The following is a 16,309-nucleotide window of genomic DNA, read 5'->3' as shown; positions in this document are numbered from 1 at the left end:
ACATTTGACAAAGCAATAGAAGGAGTAAAGGATGCTGAACAAGGATGAGCAACAAATGAGACTGCTACAGCAAAAGCCACAGCAGCAGCAGAAATTGCGCCCTGCGCCTTTTCTGCTGCTGCTGGGAGGGATTGTTATTCTGGGCGCGCTGCTCGTGGTCGGCTGGCAGGTGTATACCACGAACAACGCCTCTTCGAGCACAGGTTCGCGCACAGGAGAGAGACCAACACAAGGCCCTACCCATGCTCCCTGGGATGACTATCCTGAGGTTTACTGGCAGACACTGAGAGCGCATGTTGCTCAGGGATTGCATATGACTGAGCAGCAAATACAGAGCAATTTACAATCGACGTTTCATGCAAACAGCAGTTCTAACAAGAAAGAAATAGCTGCAGCCGAGGTCGCGCAATGGTTAAGCAATCTTGCCAGCGCGCATGGCATTTCACAGACGCAGCTCCATACGATAGAGGTTACTGCGGTCCAACAGGCTCACGCAGTACTGGTAGAACAGCATGTTTTGACACAGCAGCAGGCAGACGAGAATATGCACAGTATGAACCAGGACGACTTAAATTTTCATATAGTAGATGCATTTTCCGAAGGAGACAATACAAATGGGAAAAGTAAGTGAAAAGCCGGAGATTCAGGGAAGAGAGACAATGGCGTCTCTCTCCGGCAGGCAATGGTGGCGGCAGGATAGTGTCACGCTGGTGCGCCTACTGATTGCGGCGGTGCTGATCGCTGCGGGCCTCTGGTATCTCACGTGGCGCGCGGCACCTCCCATCGTGTTAGGTCAGGCATCGTGCGATGCTGGATCGTCGCCATTTGCGCCAAATGCGGCCCCGGCTGCCAGCAGCGCACACACCATAAAACAGGCATATAACTGTATTCTCGATAGATATCCAACAGCTCTCGATTCCCGGAGCCTGCTCCAACACGCGATGATCGGTATGGTCAACTACCTTGTCCAACAGCACCAGGATCTGCGTAGCGCCGCCTTGCCCGCGCTGACCGGTGATCGTCAGAAGGACTGGCAGGCGTTTGAGCAGACATACACGACGATGACAGCGCATCGTTCGTTGAACCAGCGAGAACTTGTGGCAGCGGCGATTGCTGAGATGGTGAACAGTTTGCATGATAACCACGCCTATTATAGGCCCGCCCAGCCCGATCCGGGTGCCCAACCCAGCACCCGGATCGGGCTGGGTATTCACCTCCTTTTTGATCCCGACCAGTTCATGTATGCCTTGCCTCCGCTCTATATTCTGCAGGTTGATCCGGGCAGCCCGGCGGAGCAGGCTGGCGTGCGCCCTGGTGATACCATCGTCACGATCAATGGGATTTCCCCTTTTATCGGTCAACAACCAGTGCAGCAGGTAGTACTACAGATATCTGATTCGACGCCCGTACAACTCCAGGTGCGGCATCCCGGATCTGATAAGACCATAAGCGTAAACCTTACTCCAGCCGCTTATCCAGACGCTCCTCTCGTTTCTACACGGATGCTGGCTGGGAACATCCTCTATGTGCACTTCACGGAGTTTAAGAGAGGCGTCTATGAGCAGATCAACCGCGCCGTGCAAGGGGCGGGAGCGCAACTCAAGGGCGTGATTCTCGATCTGCGCGGGAACGGAGGGGGAGATGTAGAGGAACAGAGGCGCGTTATCAGTCTGTTTGTCCACAACAAGATCATTGCTTCCTTTGTTGACAAACAGGGGCAACGCACAGATCAGAGAACAGATGAACGTGTACCGCTGCTCCACGTCCGGCTAGTTGCTCTGATTGATCGAGGCTGCGGGTCTGCCTGCGATGCGACCGCAATGGATATTCGTGATCTCCACCTGGGACGCCTGGTGGGAGAAAGAACGGCGGGAGTGGTCTCTGGACCGTCTAGCGGTTTCTTTCTCGACGATGGGAGTGTCGTGATCGTGCCCGTTTCATTCATGCAAGGTCCAGCCGGAGAGATCGTCGATGGCATTGGTGTGCCGCCTGACGATGAAGTGCAGTCCACGCAGGCGGACCTGGCCGCGGGCCGTGATCCCGTTCTTGAGAAAGCGCTTCAGGGTCTCTAGCAAGGTCTCAGGTTTGAGCTAGTAACAAGGAGATGCTGGCGCTTTTATATCCAAACGGTTTCTCTACATCCTGCTGGAAGTAGCACAGCAAATGGGCTTTCTGTTCTTGCTCAACGCCGTGTTGCCGGCGGAGGAGTGCTTCTGAAGTGTGCTCCTCATATTCTGCCCGCTGTGCTCACCTTCGAAAAGAACTGTTTTTCAAGATTGAAATAGCTCTGGGTAGGCAGTAGGGCTATTTCCGCGTAAGAAAATGAGGGATGTATGCGCCATAGCGCATACATCCCTCACGGTGAACGGTGGTGAATAATAGGGGCGATAGGTGTCTATCGATATTAGTTGCCCCAGACATCCACAAGGTAGCGATTGCGGTCTACCAGCTCCTGGAGCCACTGCTGCGCCTCAGAGGCGCTCTTGCCGGTCTGCTCCTGATAGATGCGGGCGAAGGTCGCCTGTACGTCAGGTGCCATCTGGCTGGCATCGCCACAGACGTAGATGATGGCTCCCAGCTCCAGTAGCTCCCACACACGAGCGCGCTGCTCCCAGAGCTGGTGCTGGACGTAGACCTTCTGTTCCTGCTCGCGGGAGAACGCGGTATGCAGCTCGGTCACGCCTTGCTGCTCAAAGGCCTTCAATTCATCCTCGTAGAGAAAGTCCTGGCGCGAATGGCGGCAGCCGAAGAAGAGCAGGCTGGGTCCAACGGGCTGACCCGCCTCGCGCTGGGCGGCGCGCTCCTGCAAGAAGCCACGGAAGGGAGCCAGGCCGGTGCCGGGGCCAACCATGATCAAGGGAGTGCGCGCATCCTCTGGCAGGCGGAAAGTCGACCTGGTGTCGCGCACGAAGGCGTAGGCGATCTGGCCCGGCTCCAGGTTTTTCAGGTAGTTGGAGCAGACGCCCTGGTACGCACCATGCCCCGACCAGGCTGGCTCGTCGATGACGCCCACAGTAATACTGCACTGCTCGGCGTCCTTGAGGGGCGACGACGAGATGGAGTAGTAGCGTGGCCGAATCGGCGGCAACATCTCCAGATACATGTGGAAGGGCAACTCGCTGGCTGGATTCTCCTCCAGGAGGTCTATCAGGGTCTTGCGCTTGGCCAGGACCTCTTCGCGATAGCGTGCCGCGCTGGCCTCGTCATCGCCACAGAGGGCCAACAGGCGCATCTTTTCCGGCGGACACTCGGTCTGCTCGGCCAGGACCTTGATCTGTGTGCGGGTCGCGACCTCCTGAAGCTCGACATAGTCGGCGAGCAGGTCGAAGACGCGCACCGGCTCATTAATAGGCAAGTGCGTGCGGCGCTCATCGCCCTGGCGCAGGCGAATCTTGGCATCTTCCGCGAAGTGGAAGTGGGCCGCGACACGCTTGACCATCTCCGGTGTGTTGCGCGCGACAATGCCCAGGTGGTCACCCGCGCGATAGGCACTACCCATGGGGAGCGCCAGCTCAACATGACGCGTAGAGCGCTCCGCCTCTTTGCTATTCAACTCGCGATTGGCCACGATGCGCATACCATGCGCGCCGAAGGAGGCGACAAAGGGATTGGGAGCCTCCGTCTCGGTCAGGACCTCTACCTCGTAGCGAGGGCCCGTGGCCGCATCGCTGGCGCCGAGGTCCAGGTTGAGCGTCTGCCCCAACTCGCTCCAGAGCGACTGATACCAGGCCTGGAACTGGCCATCGAAGTCATCGGCGGCATCGCCCTCGCCGCGAGGATAGATGCGTTGCGCGCCACACTGCTCCAGGCGGCTATCGACGAGGCGCGGAATGGCCTGGAAGGTCGCGAACCAGTCGTGGTTGCCGCTGCCAAAGACAGTATATTTGACATCCTCGAGGGAGTTGGCAGCCATATCTTCCTGAAGCCAGGCGCAGAATGCAGCAGCGTTATCTGGCGGGGTCCCGTTATAGGACGAGGTGACCACTACGACCACGCCCTTGGTGGGGAGCTTACGTGTATAGTCGTCCAGCGAGGCCACCTGGGCGTCGAAGCCGCGTAGTTTGCCATCTTCCATGATTGTATGCGCCAACTCCTCTGAGGTTCCCATGTTCGAGCCATGTAGGACGAGCAGCGGCGTGTGGTGCTGGTTAGCGACCACCTGCGCCTTCTTCTTCTCCCTGGTATTGGTCACCTCGACTGGCTTAACGAAGCCTTGAAGGTTGCGTTCGGCATCACTGCGTTTGCGCACCTTCATCGCGAAGCCCTCGGGCTTAAGGGTCAGCGTCTGCTTGATCTTGAGCTCATAGTTATGGGGATCAAGCAGGTTGAAGCGCTGGAGGATCTGCCCCAGGACCAGGGTGGCTTCCTGCATAGCGAACTGGCGTCCGATGCAGGCACGTTCGCCATTGCCGAAGGGCTTATAGGCATTGGCTGGGCGGGTGGCCTCGGCCTCGTGGCTAAAGTGATCCGGATTGAACTCGTTGGCGTCTTCGCCCCAAACGCTCTTGTCGCGGTGGAGCATAGGAATAAGGATAGCCCATTCGCTATCTTTATCCATGCGATACTTATCGCCAACGACTGTCTCTTCATAGGGATAGACCGAAAAAAGGGGCGCGGTCGGCCAGAGACGCAGGCTCTCCTTGAGAATCTGCGAGATATATTGCAATTTATTGATCTGCTGGAACGTGGGCTTGACCGAGGTATCGGGACCCAGCACGCGATCTACCTCGTCATAGGCCTTCGCCAATACTTCGGGGTGCTTGAGCAGGAAGTAGAGCGAGAAGGAGAGCAGGCCGCTAGTAGTCTCATGTCCAGCGATCAGGAAGGTAATGATCTGGTAGCGGATATTGATATCGTCGAGACCCTCGCCCGATTGCTTATCAACGCCACTGAGCATATAGCTGAGCAGGTCTTTTTTCTGCGCGTTCTCGCCACCAGCCTTGCGTTCGCGAATGACCTGGTCCACCAGGTTGTTCATGAAGTCCACGTCGGCCTGGAACTGGCGATGCTTATTGACCATCAACTTCTCTTGCAGCGCCAGGCGGCGGCCACGCGCCATCGACTCGCCCAGAGCATTACCCATGCTCTGGATGAAGGGGTGCAGATCTTCGCGATAGAACGAGTTGAAGCGATAGTCAAAGCCGCACAGGCCAATGGTGTCGAGGGTCAGACGGGTCATGTCGCTGACCACGTCGATCTCCTCGTTAGCATTCAGGCGTTCCCATTTGCCTAGCAACTGTTCCGCGATGTCCTGCATCATGGGAATGTAGCCCTGCATGGCGCGCATACTGAAGTTTGGCAGCAGAATATTATGGGCTTTGTGCCAATTTGCCTCCTGGGTATAGGCGGTGAAGAGACCATCGCCAGCGAACATGCGCACATTTTGCAGGGGCCGCCAGACGCGTTTATCGAAGCGTGTCTCATCGCTGAGTTCGTCGGCTAACTCAAAGCCCGAGACGATGACGGTGCGGCGACCAGGAATCTCAAGTTGAAAGATGGGTCCCAACTCGCGAGCCAGGTCCATCATGCTCAGCGTGGGAAGTGCGTGATCAAGGGAGTACAGGTTCCCCACCAGTGGTTTTTTGGGTGGTTGGGGAATAGGCGCGAGTGCTTTTTCTTCTATTTGCATAAGTCTATTTAAATCCTCTCAGCAGTAGAGGGTTACCAGATCAAGGTAGTGCGTAGCAGGCAGGAAGCTTTACGCCTCCGGCTTGTTGCCGGTCAGCACCTGTTCGGGAAGCCCGTGGCGCAATAGAAACAGCATTTGCGCCACAATTTTCTCGGGATCGGCCTCCTCATGCTCCAGCCACTGCGCAATACCTTGCGTAATCATCCCTGTTACAAAGCAAATTTGCATGGAAAAATCGTAGCCCACCAGTGGTTCCTTCTCATGTGCGGCGGTCAGAATCGGCGTTAAGATCTCGGCGATGGCCGTCTGCACGCGAGAGATGCGGGCATATTGCATATCCGCGTGAAAAGCGATCCGAAAGAGATCGCGTTGAGCATAGGCGTAGCGGAAAATCGCCTGCAGGACCACCAGGAGGGATTGCCCCTCCTCCTCGACGGCCTGCTGGACGCGTTGGCGCGTCTCACTAAAGCACTCATGCAGGAGGGTGGTAAAGGCCTCGTCCTTATCGTGAAAGTGCAGGTAGAAGGTTCCTACGCCAATATCCGCACGCTCGGCAATTTCAGCTATGCTTGCGGCATGATAGCCACGAGCCGCGAAGACCTGGCGTGCGGCCGCCAGAATATCGGCCCTGGTGCGCGCCCGACGCCGGGAGCCGCGTTTTTCCTCTAGGTTGTGTGGTGTAACTGAATTGCCATTCATAAACTGAATTATAATTCACTATCTTTGATATGTCAAGGATCTGGGAGCATGTTTATGCCTTTGCACCCACACCCTAGACCCCCTTACCCCCTGGCGAGCTTGCGAACCAGGAAGAGAAACCTTGACGGGAGACATTAGGCTATGCTAATATCCGACTGGTACACTAGGTTTTGTACCCAAAGCACTATTGGATTGGAAGTTGTGGAACGTGACAGAGAGGACATTCTGCGCCCAGGTTTGTCGTGAAGAGCCCATCATTGGCAGCGCCACGCACGCAGATACCTGGCTGCTTCTGGAATATACAGGTACCTGGCATCATAAAGCCCTGGAAGAGAGCACCCTGCCCGAGAGCATCAAGGAGTGGGTGGCAGCTCAACGTCAAGGGCTACCGCGCCTGCGCGTACAGTTAATCAAGCAGCATAATCAGCCGGTCGCCGCGCCCCGGTGTTTTCTGGCCGTCGCCCGCGAGGGGCACTTCCTGCTCTATAGCTTTCAGCTGCGCCGGTATGAGGATCTGCTCGCCCTCGACATGGCAGATATCGCGCGCTATCCTCAGCGCCACCAGGCCCATCGCACCGATGAGCCACTCTACCTTGTCTGTACGCATGGGAAGCACGATCAGTGCTGTGCTAAATTCGGCTTGCCTATTTATAATGAGCTGCGCGCCCTGGTAGGGGAGCAGGCCTGGCAGACCTCGCACCTGGGGGGCGATAAATTTGCTGCCAACGTGGTCTGCTTCCCGCATGCTATTTACTACGGCCAGGTCACGCGCTCCGATGTGCCGCGCATTGTTGAGGCATATCGTCAAGAGCAGATCTACCTTGTAAAATATCGTGGACAGAGCTGTTATAATGCGGTTGAGCAGGCCGCTGATTATTTTCTCCGCCGGGCGTGTCACGATAACCACCTCCAGGCATTTCGCCTGGTTGAGACGCGCCAGGAGGGCGAGAGCTTGCTCTTCTCCGTTGTTTTTCAAGCTACTGGCGACGAGAGCAGGCATACACTTACGCTCGCATGCGAGCCACGCGAGGTCACCAGCTATAGCACCTGCAAGGGGACCTGGAAGCATACCATTACCTATTACCACTTGCGACACTATAGCCATGCCCCACTCGTCGCCTCTCATAAAGGATGATGTTGGTGATGGATACACGTGTCTCGCGTCGCTTCTGGGCAGGCTCCTGGCCGCTGCTCCTGGCTCTGCTCTGTCTGCTAACTGCCTGCACTGATACATCGGCTCCTCCCACGGCATCTCGTACGCCGACTGCGACCATGATAAGTACCCACCCACTCACGCACGCCATGGGGACGACCCAGATACCCATTCAACCCCAACGCGTGGTCGTGCTCGATACAGAGGCGCTGGATGATAGTCTGGCCCTGGGTATTACCCCTGTGGGAGCCGTCATACCCGAGCAAGGCGCATCCTATCCGGGGTATCTCCAGGAGGCGAGCCACCAGATCCCTACAGTCGGAACTACCGCGCAACCCGACCTGCAAGCCATTACAAAGCTCAAACCCGATCTCATCCTTGGCAGTAAGGTCTACCACGAGGACATCTACAGTAAACTCTCGCTGATTTCGCCCGCGATCTATACCGAGACGGTTGGTTCAACCTGGAAGGCGAACCTGACCCTCTATGCCAAAGCTTTAAATAAAGAGCAAGAGGGCACGCTCCTCTTGCAGCAGTATCAGCAGAGCATTACAGCGCTGAAAACCCAGGAGGGCGAGAGCCTGGGCAAGACTCATGTCTCAGTTCTGCGGATTATGCCTGACCGCGTTCGCATCTATATGCAGGATACCTTTATTGGCCGTATCTTGCAGGATGCCGGGCTTCCCCGTCCAGTGGGGCAGGACCAGCAGAAGAAATTCTCCCAGGACAACACCTACGATAATATCGCCCAGATGGATGGAGATGTCATCTTCATGACGCTCTATGATAGAAGCAATGATCAGCTCAAAGCGCTCACAAATCAGCCCGACTGGCAACAGTTAAACGCCGTCAAGGACAAGAAAGTCTACCAGGTTGACGACGATACCTGGATGGAAGGCCTGGGGATAGGCGCGGCTACCCACGTCGTCGCCGATCTCACCAAGGACCTGGCACCCGCACAGTAAAGTAGGCATGGGGGTGGTGTGATCGATGGCGAAAATAGGTAGCAAGAAAGTGGTATGAAAAAGAAGCGCGAAGTGGCACTTGTCTTGTATCCAATTGCCCCGTAGAATAGAGGCAGAAATGAAGTAGCAGAGGAGCAACACGCCCATGTCATATATGCACATCGCATCGATCACACTTGAAGGGAAGGTCGCCAGACTCGAACCACTTCAGCTGAAACACGCAGCCGATCTTTATGCCGCTGGCCAGGAGGCGCGGATCTGGCGCTATATGTCCGCCAATCCAGGCGTCTCGTTTGCAGCCATGGAGCAGTGGATCGAGACCGCTCAACAGGCCCAGGCAACTGGCCATGAATTACCCTTCGCCATTATCAGTCGGGAAACAGACAAGGCAGTGGGATCGACACGCTATTTAAATATTATCCCCAAGGATCGTGGTCTGGAGATTGGCTGGACCTGGCTCACTCCAGCCGTACAGCGCACCGGCATCAATACAGAATGTAAATATCTCCTCCTGCGCCATGCCTTCGAAACCCTGGGCGCCATTCGTGTGCAGCTCAAGACCGATAGCCGCAACGAGCAATCACAGCGAGCCATTGAACGCATCGGCGGTGTGAAAGAGGGCATCCTGCGCAACTGTGTCATCATGCCTGACGGCTACCTGCGCCACTCGGTCTACTACAGTGTGATCGATAGCGAATGGCCCTCCGTCAAAGCTCGCCTGGAGCAGATGATGCAGCGCTAATGCGCACTTTTCACACATATTTGTTGTAGATGTTGTAGATGTTGTTTTTGCACTGGACTGAGTGTGACTTTACACTGGACTGGGGAGAAAAGCCGCGCTTTTTCTCTCCAGCCCACCCCAACGCCACAAAGCCATTAACGAGAGGAAGAATATCCTCCAGAACAGGAAGAGCACAAAGATAACATCCGATGTTTCTTCTCTTCTTTCCCCCACCTTCGTTTAGAGGTGGGAGCGATTTGAGGATCACACTTCTTCTCTCCCCCAAATGGTGGGCAAGAGGTTTCTCTTTTTTTATTTTTTGCTGTTTAGATAAACAGGACCTATGAGAACTTGCAACGCAAGTTCTGCAAAAAGGAAAACATGCTCACATTGACGACTCTCGTCGAGAGATTAGCCCTTGGTTTTGGCTTTGCGCTTGCTTTTGAGAACCACGCCATAGCGTGGAGCAGGCTGTGGGTGAAACCCACAGGCTCGACCCACGGGATGTGCAACGAGTTAATGAGATTCCTCGACCTTTTTCTCCTTTGGCTTGTATTCTTGAGGAAGAGCGGTTGCATTTTCACGTGCACATGTTCTGCTTCGCTGGCTTATTTCGCTGCTCACAGGAGCAGGATTGCGTGGTATCAACAGGAGCAGACCGAGGAGAGAGGCGGCGCAGAGGACTGCAGCCACTAGAAATATTCCACTGCCATGTAGTCGTTCATAGAGTGTGCCAAACAGGTTGGTGCTTGCCCAGGTACCCAGTCCGAAGCTTGTACCATAGAACAATGTCTGCCCTGTTGTCCGCAGGTGAATCGGCACGTACCGATCGATAAAGGTCACCGCGGCGGTATAGAAGCTAGCAAACGAGACGCCATGTAGCAGCGTGAAGGCGAATAGTACGCTATAGTCCGTAAAGATCGCATAGGCTAGCCAGCGCACAACCGCCACACTCAAACCGATCAGCAGCAGCCATTTAACGCCTAATCGTTTCATCATGATGCCGGAGAGCATCATGGTCGGCAGTTCGCTCAGGCTTGCCATTCCCGATGCCAGGCCGATGGCCCTGGTGCTCACTCCAAGCCCACGCAGGTAGAGGCCAAAGAAGGTATTATAGGCTGCGAAGGTACCATAGCCTACCATACAGAGTAGCAGGAACAGAAGCAGCGTGCGATCATGAAGCAGTACTACCAGCTCACGCCTTTTCACGTGTGTCATGCTCACCTTGCTCTGAGTGGGCACGAAGAAGCTGGCGAGAAAAGGACCACAAAATACGACGGCTAGCAGCAGGAACAGCGCGGTGATGCCAACTTCATTCAGAAAGCTCCCCGCCGCAATGGCCGCGACGAGAAAACCAATAGAACCATAAACGCGGACCGTTCCATAGCTGCCACCACGCTGGCCGATCCATTGAAGTGTAATAGCATCGGCCAGCGGAATTACTGGACTGAGTGATATTGCCAACACAATAATACATAGGAGTAGCACTAGAAAGGAATGAGCAATCAGCCAGAGCAGAAGCGAGGTAATTATCGCGCCCAGTAGCGTTACGATCAACAATTGTTTACGCCAGCTATAGCGATCGCTGAGCAACCCCCATATTGGTGGCATCACCACGCCCGCCAGAGGCAACATCGAGGCGGTCAAACCTATCTGTGTACCAGATAGTCCAACGGCCCCTAGATAGAGACCGAGGTAGGGCAGGTAAATGCCCATTGCGGAAAAATAGCCGAGGTAGAAGAGTTTCATGCTCCAAGGTCCAGCGAGCACACTGGAGAGTCGGTCCCCTGATAGAGCCAATTTGTTGAACATACGATAAAAACTTTCCATATTGTTTTAAATAACGTTTGATTTAGAACAACCAGACAGCAATGAGCTATCACAGCGTGACCAGGCTGTCTAATCTATTAGACACGCTGAATCAACTGGAGTAGTGGCGCTTGCAAACGGTTCCTGCATGTTATTCTCATACAACCGCAAGAAGCCGCACGGTTTTCAACTGCCGGCGGAGTGTCACTGCAGATTTCCTGCAACTGGTAGCAACCCTATTGCATGGAAAAGGTCTGGAATAAGAAGGCCAGTATATCACTCTCCTCTTCAATAATCTTCGCAGTTGGTTTCCCCATTCCATGTCCAGCCTTCAGCTCAAAGCGCAGCAAGATCGGATTCTTTCCCTGGTATGCGTGTTGGAGTGTCGCGGCAAACTTCCAGGCGTGGGCAGGGACAACGCGGTCATCCGTATCCGCTGTCATGATCAAGGTCGGAGGATATTCGACCCCTTCCTTCACGTTGTGCAATGGCGAGTACGCGTACATGAATTTAAAATGCTCTGGGTTGTGCTCGGCATTACCATACTCTGAGATCCAGTAGCGCCCGACAGTGAACCTGTGGTAGCGCAACATATCAATGACTGGCACGCGACAGATGACCACTCCATACAACTCAGGGCGCTGGACCATGCTCGCGGCGACAAGGAGCCCCCCATTGCTCCCGCCTTCAATAGCGATGCGGGTAGGATTGCTATATTTGTTTTCAATCAGCCACTCAGCAGCCGCGATGAAATCATCGAAAACGTTCTGCTTCTTCTCAAGCATTCCAGCCTTGTGCCACTCTTCGCCGTACTCGTTGCCACCGCGCAGGTTTACTGTTGCGTATATCCCTCCACGCTCAACCCAGAGCAGTGGGGTGATGCCAAAGCTGGGTGTCAAACTGATATCAAAACCACCATAGCCGTAGATCAGAACGGGATTATTGTTATTAAGCACAAGCCCCTTCTTATGGGTAAGGAACATGGGGACATGTGTGCCATCCTTTGAGGTGAAAAAGACCTGCCGGGTCTCATATCCAGATGGATCAAATGTATGTGGTGTCTCCCACAACGGTTTTAATTCGTGACGTTCAAAGTCATAACGAAAGATGGTTGATGGGTAGAGAAACGAGGTAAAGCTTAAAAAGAGTTCATCGTCATCTGGCTCGCCACTTACACCCATGATTGAGCCGAGGGTGGGAAGCTCGATTTCACGTAAGAATGTGCCTGTTTTGTTGTAGAGCTTTACCTGGTGGTGCGCATCATGCATATAACCGAGCACAAACTGCTGATTGACGATCAACGCAAAATCCATCACGTCACTCTGTTCAGATACGATTTCACGCCATTGTGTACGTTCTGGCTTTGTTGTATCAATTACGATGATTCTTCCTCGAGGTGCATCCAGGTTTGTTTGGAAGTAAAATATTGCTCCATCGTTTCCCACAAAGTTGTAGCTTGCATCGGCCTCGTCTAGCAAGCGTGTGAAGGGCTCATCGCTCGTTACCTCTCGGTAATAGATGCGGTTCTTCGGGTCAGTTCCGCACCACACGTTGAGAAGTAGATAGACCCCATCGTTTGAGATGAACGGTGAAAAGCTTAACTCCTTGGCTTCTGGCCGTTCAAAGACGAGTTGATCTTCTTCTTGCTGGGTACCAACCTTGTGCCAGTAGACTTTACTATAGTTGGTCTGATCCTCTTCAGGTACTGTCCCTGGCTCTGGCAATCGATTGTAGTAGAAACCCGTGCTATCATGTCTCCAGGCGATCGAGGCGAACTTACAGTATTGGATTACTTCATCATAGTCGCGGCCATCGTCCACACGGCGAATGCGAATTTCCTGCCAGTCACTACCACTCTTCGACGTTCCATACGCCAGTAACTTTCCATCCTCGCTCATCGCTTGATTGGTGAGGGCGACTGTGCCATCTGCGCTGAGGGTATTGGGATCAAGCACGGTCTTCATATTCGCGCGCAGAGCAGATTGCGTATAGAGCACATTTTGATTCTGCAACCCCGTGTTCTTAGAGAAGAAGTATCTCTCTCCCTTCTTGTATGGAGTTGAGTAGCGAGGATAATTAAAGAGTTCACGGTAGCGTTGCTTGATCTGGTCTCTATCTGGAATGGCATCTAGGTATGTGCGGGTAGCGCTGTGCTGCTCCTGAACCCAGGCCTGTGTTTCCTGAGTCGATACCTCCTCTAGCCACCGATACGGATCGGCGACAAGGGTTCCATGATAATCTTCAACAGTATTTTCACGACGAGTAGCTGGTTGCAAAGTTGTACTCCTTTACATGAAAGCGCATTCGCGACATCGAATTACGCGTGTATTGGGCACTTGTTGCCTCTTTGGCCTCGCTGAAACAAGGCAGACATACGCCCTACCACGAGTTCCTCACGCCTATGCCTCGTTTCCGTCCAATGCCTCCTGACATTGAAAAGGATACCATATTATGCTTCCGGCTGAGTAAGGAATTTTTTGCTTCTTGGGCACGAAGAAGAAGAGGATGGGTTAAACGCCCGAGTGGGCCTTAGCTAAGCGCCCTTGCTATGTGCTCGACGGCTGTGCGTATGGCTTGCGGTTCCACGCCTGCGTAGCCGAGGACCAAGCCGCTACGTTGCGGAGGAGCAAGGTGGTAGGCCGAAAGCGGCGGAGTATCGACTCCCTGGCGTTGAATATGCTGGCTGGCGAGACGATCGTCCCAGCGTGGCGGCAGCCAGCCCACGACGTGTAAGCCGGTTGTGGAGGGCTGGATCTGCAGCAGGCCGTCTAGCTTCTGGCGGGCTACTTCTATCAACACCGCTTGGCGCTCGACATAGAGGTGCTTCATGCGCCGGATATGGCGTGCAAAGTGCCCCTCGTTCATGAACTCAGTCAGGATCATCTGGTCCAGCGCCGGGGAGTGCCGGTCGGCGATCGAGCGGGCCTGCACGAAGGTGTCTACGAGTGCAAGCGGAACAACCAGGTAACCCAGGCGCAGCGCGGGCAGCAACACTTTGCTAAAGGTGCCCATGTAGATGACCCGGCCCGTATTGTCTAAGCCCTGCAAAGCAGCCAGGGGCCGTCCTTCATAGCGATACTCGCTGTCATAGTCATCCTCCAGCACCCAGGCTCCTGTGCGTGTCGCCCACTCAAGCAGTGCCAGCCGCCGGGCCAGACTCATCGTAACTCCCAGCGGATACTGATGCGAGGGTGTCACATAGGCCAGGCGCACGTCAGGGCAACGCCGTATACCCTCCTCCACATTCAAGCCATCCTTATCGACCTCAACGGGTACCAGGCGCACACCCAGACCAGCAAAGACATGCCGCGCACCTAGATAGCCAGGGTCTTCAATCCACATGGCATCACCAGGATCCAGCAGCACCCTGGCCGTCAGATCCAGCGCCTGCTGGGAACCCGCCATGATGATCACTTGCTCAGGTTCACATTTCATACCCCTGGACGCCTTGAGGTAACCTGCGATCGCCTCACGCAAGGGCCAATAGCCATGCGGATCGCCATAGGAGAGCAACTCACGCGCCGGATAGCGCCAACAGCGGGCCGTCAACTTCGCCCAGAGATCAAAAGGAAACCTATCGATTGCAGGCACACCTGGCTGGAAAGCACGAGGATTGCGGGCATAGCGGATCGGCACGACCGATTTGGCCGTAAGAGAAGCTCCCCAGCGCGAAATGGCCGCGCCAGACATGGGAACCCCACTAGAGGCATTTCTCACATCGATGTTCGTCTTGAAGACATCTTCTGGTAGTATAGAGGTCACGTAGGTGCCTGCCCCAACCTTGCCTTCCAGGTAGCCTTCGGCGATCAACTGCTCAAAAGCATTCACCACCGTATTGCGCGAAACCTCTAATTCCTCAGCCAGTTCTCGCGTCGGCGGCAGGCGTGTCCCACCTTCAAGGTGCCCGGATAGGATGGCCTCGCGCAGGCCGGCGTAGAACTGGCGAAAGAGCGGTGTCGGCAACTGTCGATCCAATACAAGACAGAGAGAAGCGACAATAGAGGCAGATTGTGTCAAGGCCGTTCCCTTCCTAGTGCTATGCGGAGATGCTGTATTGGTCCTCTCACTTTAGCACAAAATGGCCCTGGTGGGGAGATCAATCTCAGGATATCATACTCTCACCAACATCAGGAGTATTCCTGACAAGAGAAAGGATCATCCCATGGCAGCCGAACCTCGCACCCAGCATCCCTTTCACATGTATGACGCAGTGATGACCCAACCCCAGGCTTGGGCTTCGATTATCCAGCATATTCGTCCTCTGACTGAGCAGATTGCTCCCAGACTCGCGCAAGCTCAGCGCATCTTCATCGTCGCCATCGGAACCTCGTTCCACGCAGCCGAAGTAGGCTATCACCTGTTCAGGTATTATGGTGTAGCAGTGCCCATCCAGACGATGCACTCGTTCGATTTCGCCCTCTACGGCCCCAACCTGAGTGCCAGGGATTGTGTGATCGTCATCAGTCATCGCGGTGGCAAACGCTACAGCCTGGAGGCCATTAAACGCGCCAGAGAAGCCGGTTGTTATACGCTGCTTATCACGGGCGAGGGCGCTCCCAGCACCATGCAGTATGCCGACATCACTCTCAAGACCACCGAGCAGGATAAATCTTCGGCTCACACGGTTAGCTACACTGGCACCATCGCCGCGCTGTCTTGCCTGGCTGAAGCACTCGGGCAGCAGCACCACGCGCCCACCTTCCTGCAAGAAGAGTTCCCCACCATCTTGCGAACCTGCCTGGAGACAGATGCGCGGATGGCGGAGTTGGCAAGCGCCCATCTGAAGCACCGCCGTATCTGGATCGTAGGAGGCGGACCATCTGGCATCACGGCCCTGGAGATCGCGCTCAAGATCAAGGAGACCTCGTATCTCCAGGCCGAAGGTATGCCGGTTGAGGTCATGCTGCACGGTCCATTCCAGTGTGTCGAGCCAGAGGACCTCTTCATTCTCATCGCCCCTGGCGGTCCAGCCCAGGCCCGTGTCCTCGAACTTGCCACCATGATTAAGGCGGTTGGTGCCCCCTTCATCGTGGTCAGCGATGGTACGGCTACCAGCATCCAGCAGGATGCGGCGGGTATGTGCACTATCCCACGTGCCCCTGAGCCATTCACTGCGCTTACCTGCCTGATCCCGCTCCAACTCTTTAGTTACCACCTGGCGCTGGCACGCGGTACCAATCCCGATGGGTTTCGCCTGGAAGATCCCCACTTCGCCCAAGCAATGAAACTCGTACAGTTGTAGAAGAGTTGCTGTCGGCTTTTGTTTGAAAAACAGCGGAACGAATGCACGCGCAGGGAGTGAAGGCGTTCCACTGTTCCTCAGAGGGCATGAT

At 54.9% G+C, this 16,309-nt stretch carries 11 protein-coding genes; 6 read left to right on the top strand and 5 right to left on the bottom strand.

Going from position 1 to position 16,309, the window contains the following annotated elements; translation table 11 throughout:
• The first annotated feature begins 31 nt into the window (after nucleotides 1–31).
• Together KTE_RS01620 and KTE_RS01615 are read left to right on the top strand one after the other, a co-directional pair.
• The gene (locus KTE_RS01620; RefSeq protein ID WP_201377778.1) at nucleotides 32–631 is read left to right on the top strand and encodes a hypothetical protein; all 600 of its coding nucleotides are present in this window, start codon (nucleotides 32–34) and stop codon (nucleotides 629–631) included.
• Nucleotides 615–2,072, top strand: a complete 1,458-nt coding sequence (locus KTE_RS01615) for a S41 family peptidase (RefSeq protein ID WP_201377776.1) — start codon at nucleotides 615–617, stop codon at nucleotides 2,070–2,072. The genes KTE_RS01620 and KTE_RS01615 overlap by 17 nt, the downstream gene beginning before the upstream one ends.
• 332 nt (nucleotides 2,073–2,404) lie before the next feature.
• On the opposite strand, the gene KTE_RS01610 is transcribed toward KTE_RS01615, so the two are convergent.
• Both KTE_RS01610 and KTE_RS01605 read right to left on the bottom strand, forming a co-directional pair.
• Nucleotides 2,405–5,629, bottom strand: coding sequence for a bifunctional cytochrome P450/NADPH--P450 reductase (locus tag KTE_RS01610; RefSeq protein ID WP_201377774.1), 3,225 nt, complete (start codon nucleotides 5,627–5,629; stop codon nucleotides 2,405–2,407).
• 69 nt (nucleotides 5,630–5,698) lie between these two features.
• Nucleotides 5,699–6,328: a TetR/AcrR family transcriptional regulator gene (locus KTE_RS01605; protein ID WP_201377764.1), complete on the bottom strand. Its 630-nt coding sequence runs from the start codon at nucleotides 6,326–6,328 to the stop codon at nucleotides 5,699–5,701.
• Nucleotides 6,329–6,536: 208 nt separating this feature from the next.
• On the opposite strand from KTE_RS01605, the gene KTE_RS01600 reads away from it, so the two are divergent.
• The 3 genes from KTE_RS01600 to KTE_RS01590 all read left to right on the top strand — a co-directional run bounded on the left by KTE_RS01600 (nucleotide 6,537) and on the right by KTE_RS01590 (nucleotide 9,188).
• Complete coding sequence (locus tag KTE_RS01600) at nucleotides 6,537–7,463, top strand: sucrase ferredoxin (RefSeq protein ID WP_201377762.1); 927 nt, start codon at nucleotides 6,537–6,539, stop codon at nucleotides 7,461–7,463.
• A gap of 8 nt (nucleotides 7,464–7,471) precedes the next feature.
• On the top strand, nucleotides 7,472–8,446 hold the full coding sequence (locus tag KTE_RS01595) for an ABC transporter substrate-binding protein (RefSeq protein WP_236600632.1): 975 nt from the start codon (nucleotides 7,472–7,474) through the stop codon (nucleotides 8,444–8,446).
• A 145-nt stretch (nucleotides 8,447–8,591) separates the two neighbouring features.
• A complete protein-coding gene (locus KTE_RS01590) occupies nucleotides 8,592–9,188 on the top strand; it encodes a GNAT family N-acetyltransferase (RefSeq protein WP_201377758.1) in 597 nt (198 codons plus the stop codon).
• 495 nt (nucleotides 9,189–9,683) lie between these two features.
• Here KTE_RS01590 and KTE_RS01585 read toward each other — a convergent pair whose 3' ends face one another.
• From KTE_RS01585 to KTE_RS01575, 3 genes are all read right to left on the bottom strand, one after another.
• Nucleotides 9,684–10,916: an MFS transporter gene (locus tag KTE_RS01585; RefSeq protein WP_201377756.1), complete on the bottom strand. Its 1,233-nt coding sequence runs from the start codon at nucleotides 10,914–10,916 to the stop codon at nucleotides 9,684–9,686.
• Between the two features lie 296 nt (nucleotides 10,917–11,212).
• Nucleotides 11,213–13,252 carry a prolyl oligopeptidase family protein gene (locus KTE_RS01580; RefSeq protein WP_201377754.1) on the bottom strand — a complete coding sequence of 680 codons (2,040 nt, stop codon included), beginning with the start codon at nucleotides 13,250–13,252 and terminating at the stop codon, nucleotides 11,213–11,215.
• A 253-nt stretch (nucleotides 13,253–13,505) separates the two neighbouring features.
• Nucleotides 13,506–14,993, bottom strand: coding sequence for a PLP-dependent aminotransferase family protein (locus tag KTE_RS01575; protein WP_201377752.1), 1,488 nt, complete (start codon nucleotides 14,991–14,993; stop codon nucleotides 13,506–13,508).
• A gap of 145 nt (nucleotides 14,994–15,138) precedes the next feature.
• Here KTE_RS01575 and KTE_RS01570 point away from each other — a divergent pair, with 145 nt between their 5' ends.
• Nucleotides 15,139–16,218, top strand: coding sequence for an SIS domain-containing protein (locus KTE_RS01570; RefSeq protein ID WP_201377750.1), 1,080 nt, complete (start codon nucleotides 15,139–15,141; stop codon nucleotides 16,216–16,218).
• Nucleotides 16,219–16,309 lie beyond the last annotated feature (91 nt).

Source organism: Ktedonobacter sp. SOSP1-85, from assembly GCF_016587415.1.
GTDB lineage: Bacteria > Chloroflexota > Ktedonobacteria > Ktedonobacterales > Ktedonobacteraceae > Ktedonobacter.
This window is presented reverse-complemented; position numbering and strand designations above follow the sequence as displayed.

Bases quoted from the DNA above. Each gene is read 5' to 3' on its own strand.
- KTE_RS01570 (WP_201377750.1), top strand. From the start codon at position 15,139: ATGGCAGCCGAACCTCGCACCCAGCATCCCTTTCACATGTATGACGCA.
- KTE_RS01605 (WP_201377764.1), bottom strand. From the start codon at position 6,328: ATGAATGGCAATTCAGTTACACCACACAACCTAGAGGAAAAACGCGGC.
- KTE_RS01585 (WP_201377756.1), bottom strand. From the start codon at position 10,916: ATGAAACTCTTCTACCTCGGCTATTTTTCCGCAATGGGCATTTACCTG.
- KTE_RS01615 (WP_201377776.1), top strand. From the start codon at position 615: ATGGGAAAAGTAAGTGAAAAGCCGGAGATTCAGGGAAGAGAGACAATG.
- KTE_RS01590 (WP_201377758.1), top strand. From the start codon at position 8,592: ATGTCATATATGCACATCGCATCGATCACACTTGAAGGGAAGGTCGCC.
- KTE_RS01610 (WP_201377774.1), bottom strand. From the start codon at position 5,629: ATGCAAATAGAAGAAAAAGCACTCGCGCCTATTCCCCAACCACCCAAA.
- KTE_RS01620 (WP_201377778.1), top strand. From the start codon at position 32: ATGCTGAACAAGGATGAGCAACAAATGAGACTGCTACAGCAAAAGCCA.
- KTE_RS01595 (WP_236600632.1), top strand. From the start codon at position 7,472: ATGGATACACGTGTCTCGCGTCGCTTCTGGGCAGGCTCCTGGCCGCTG.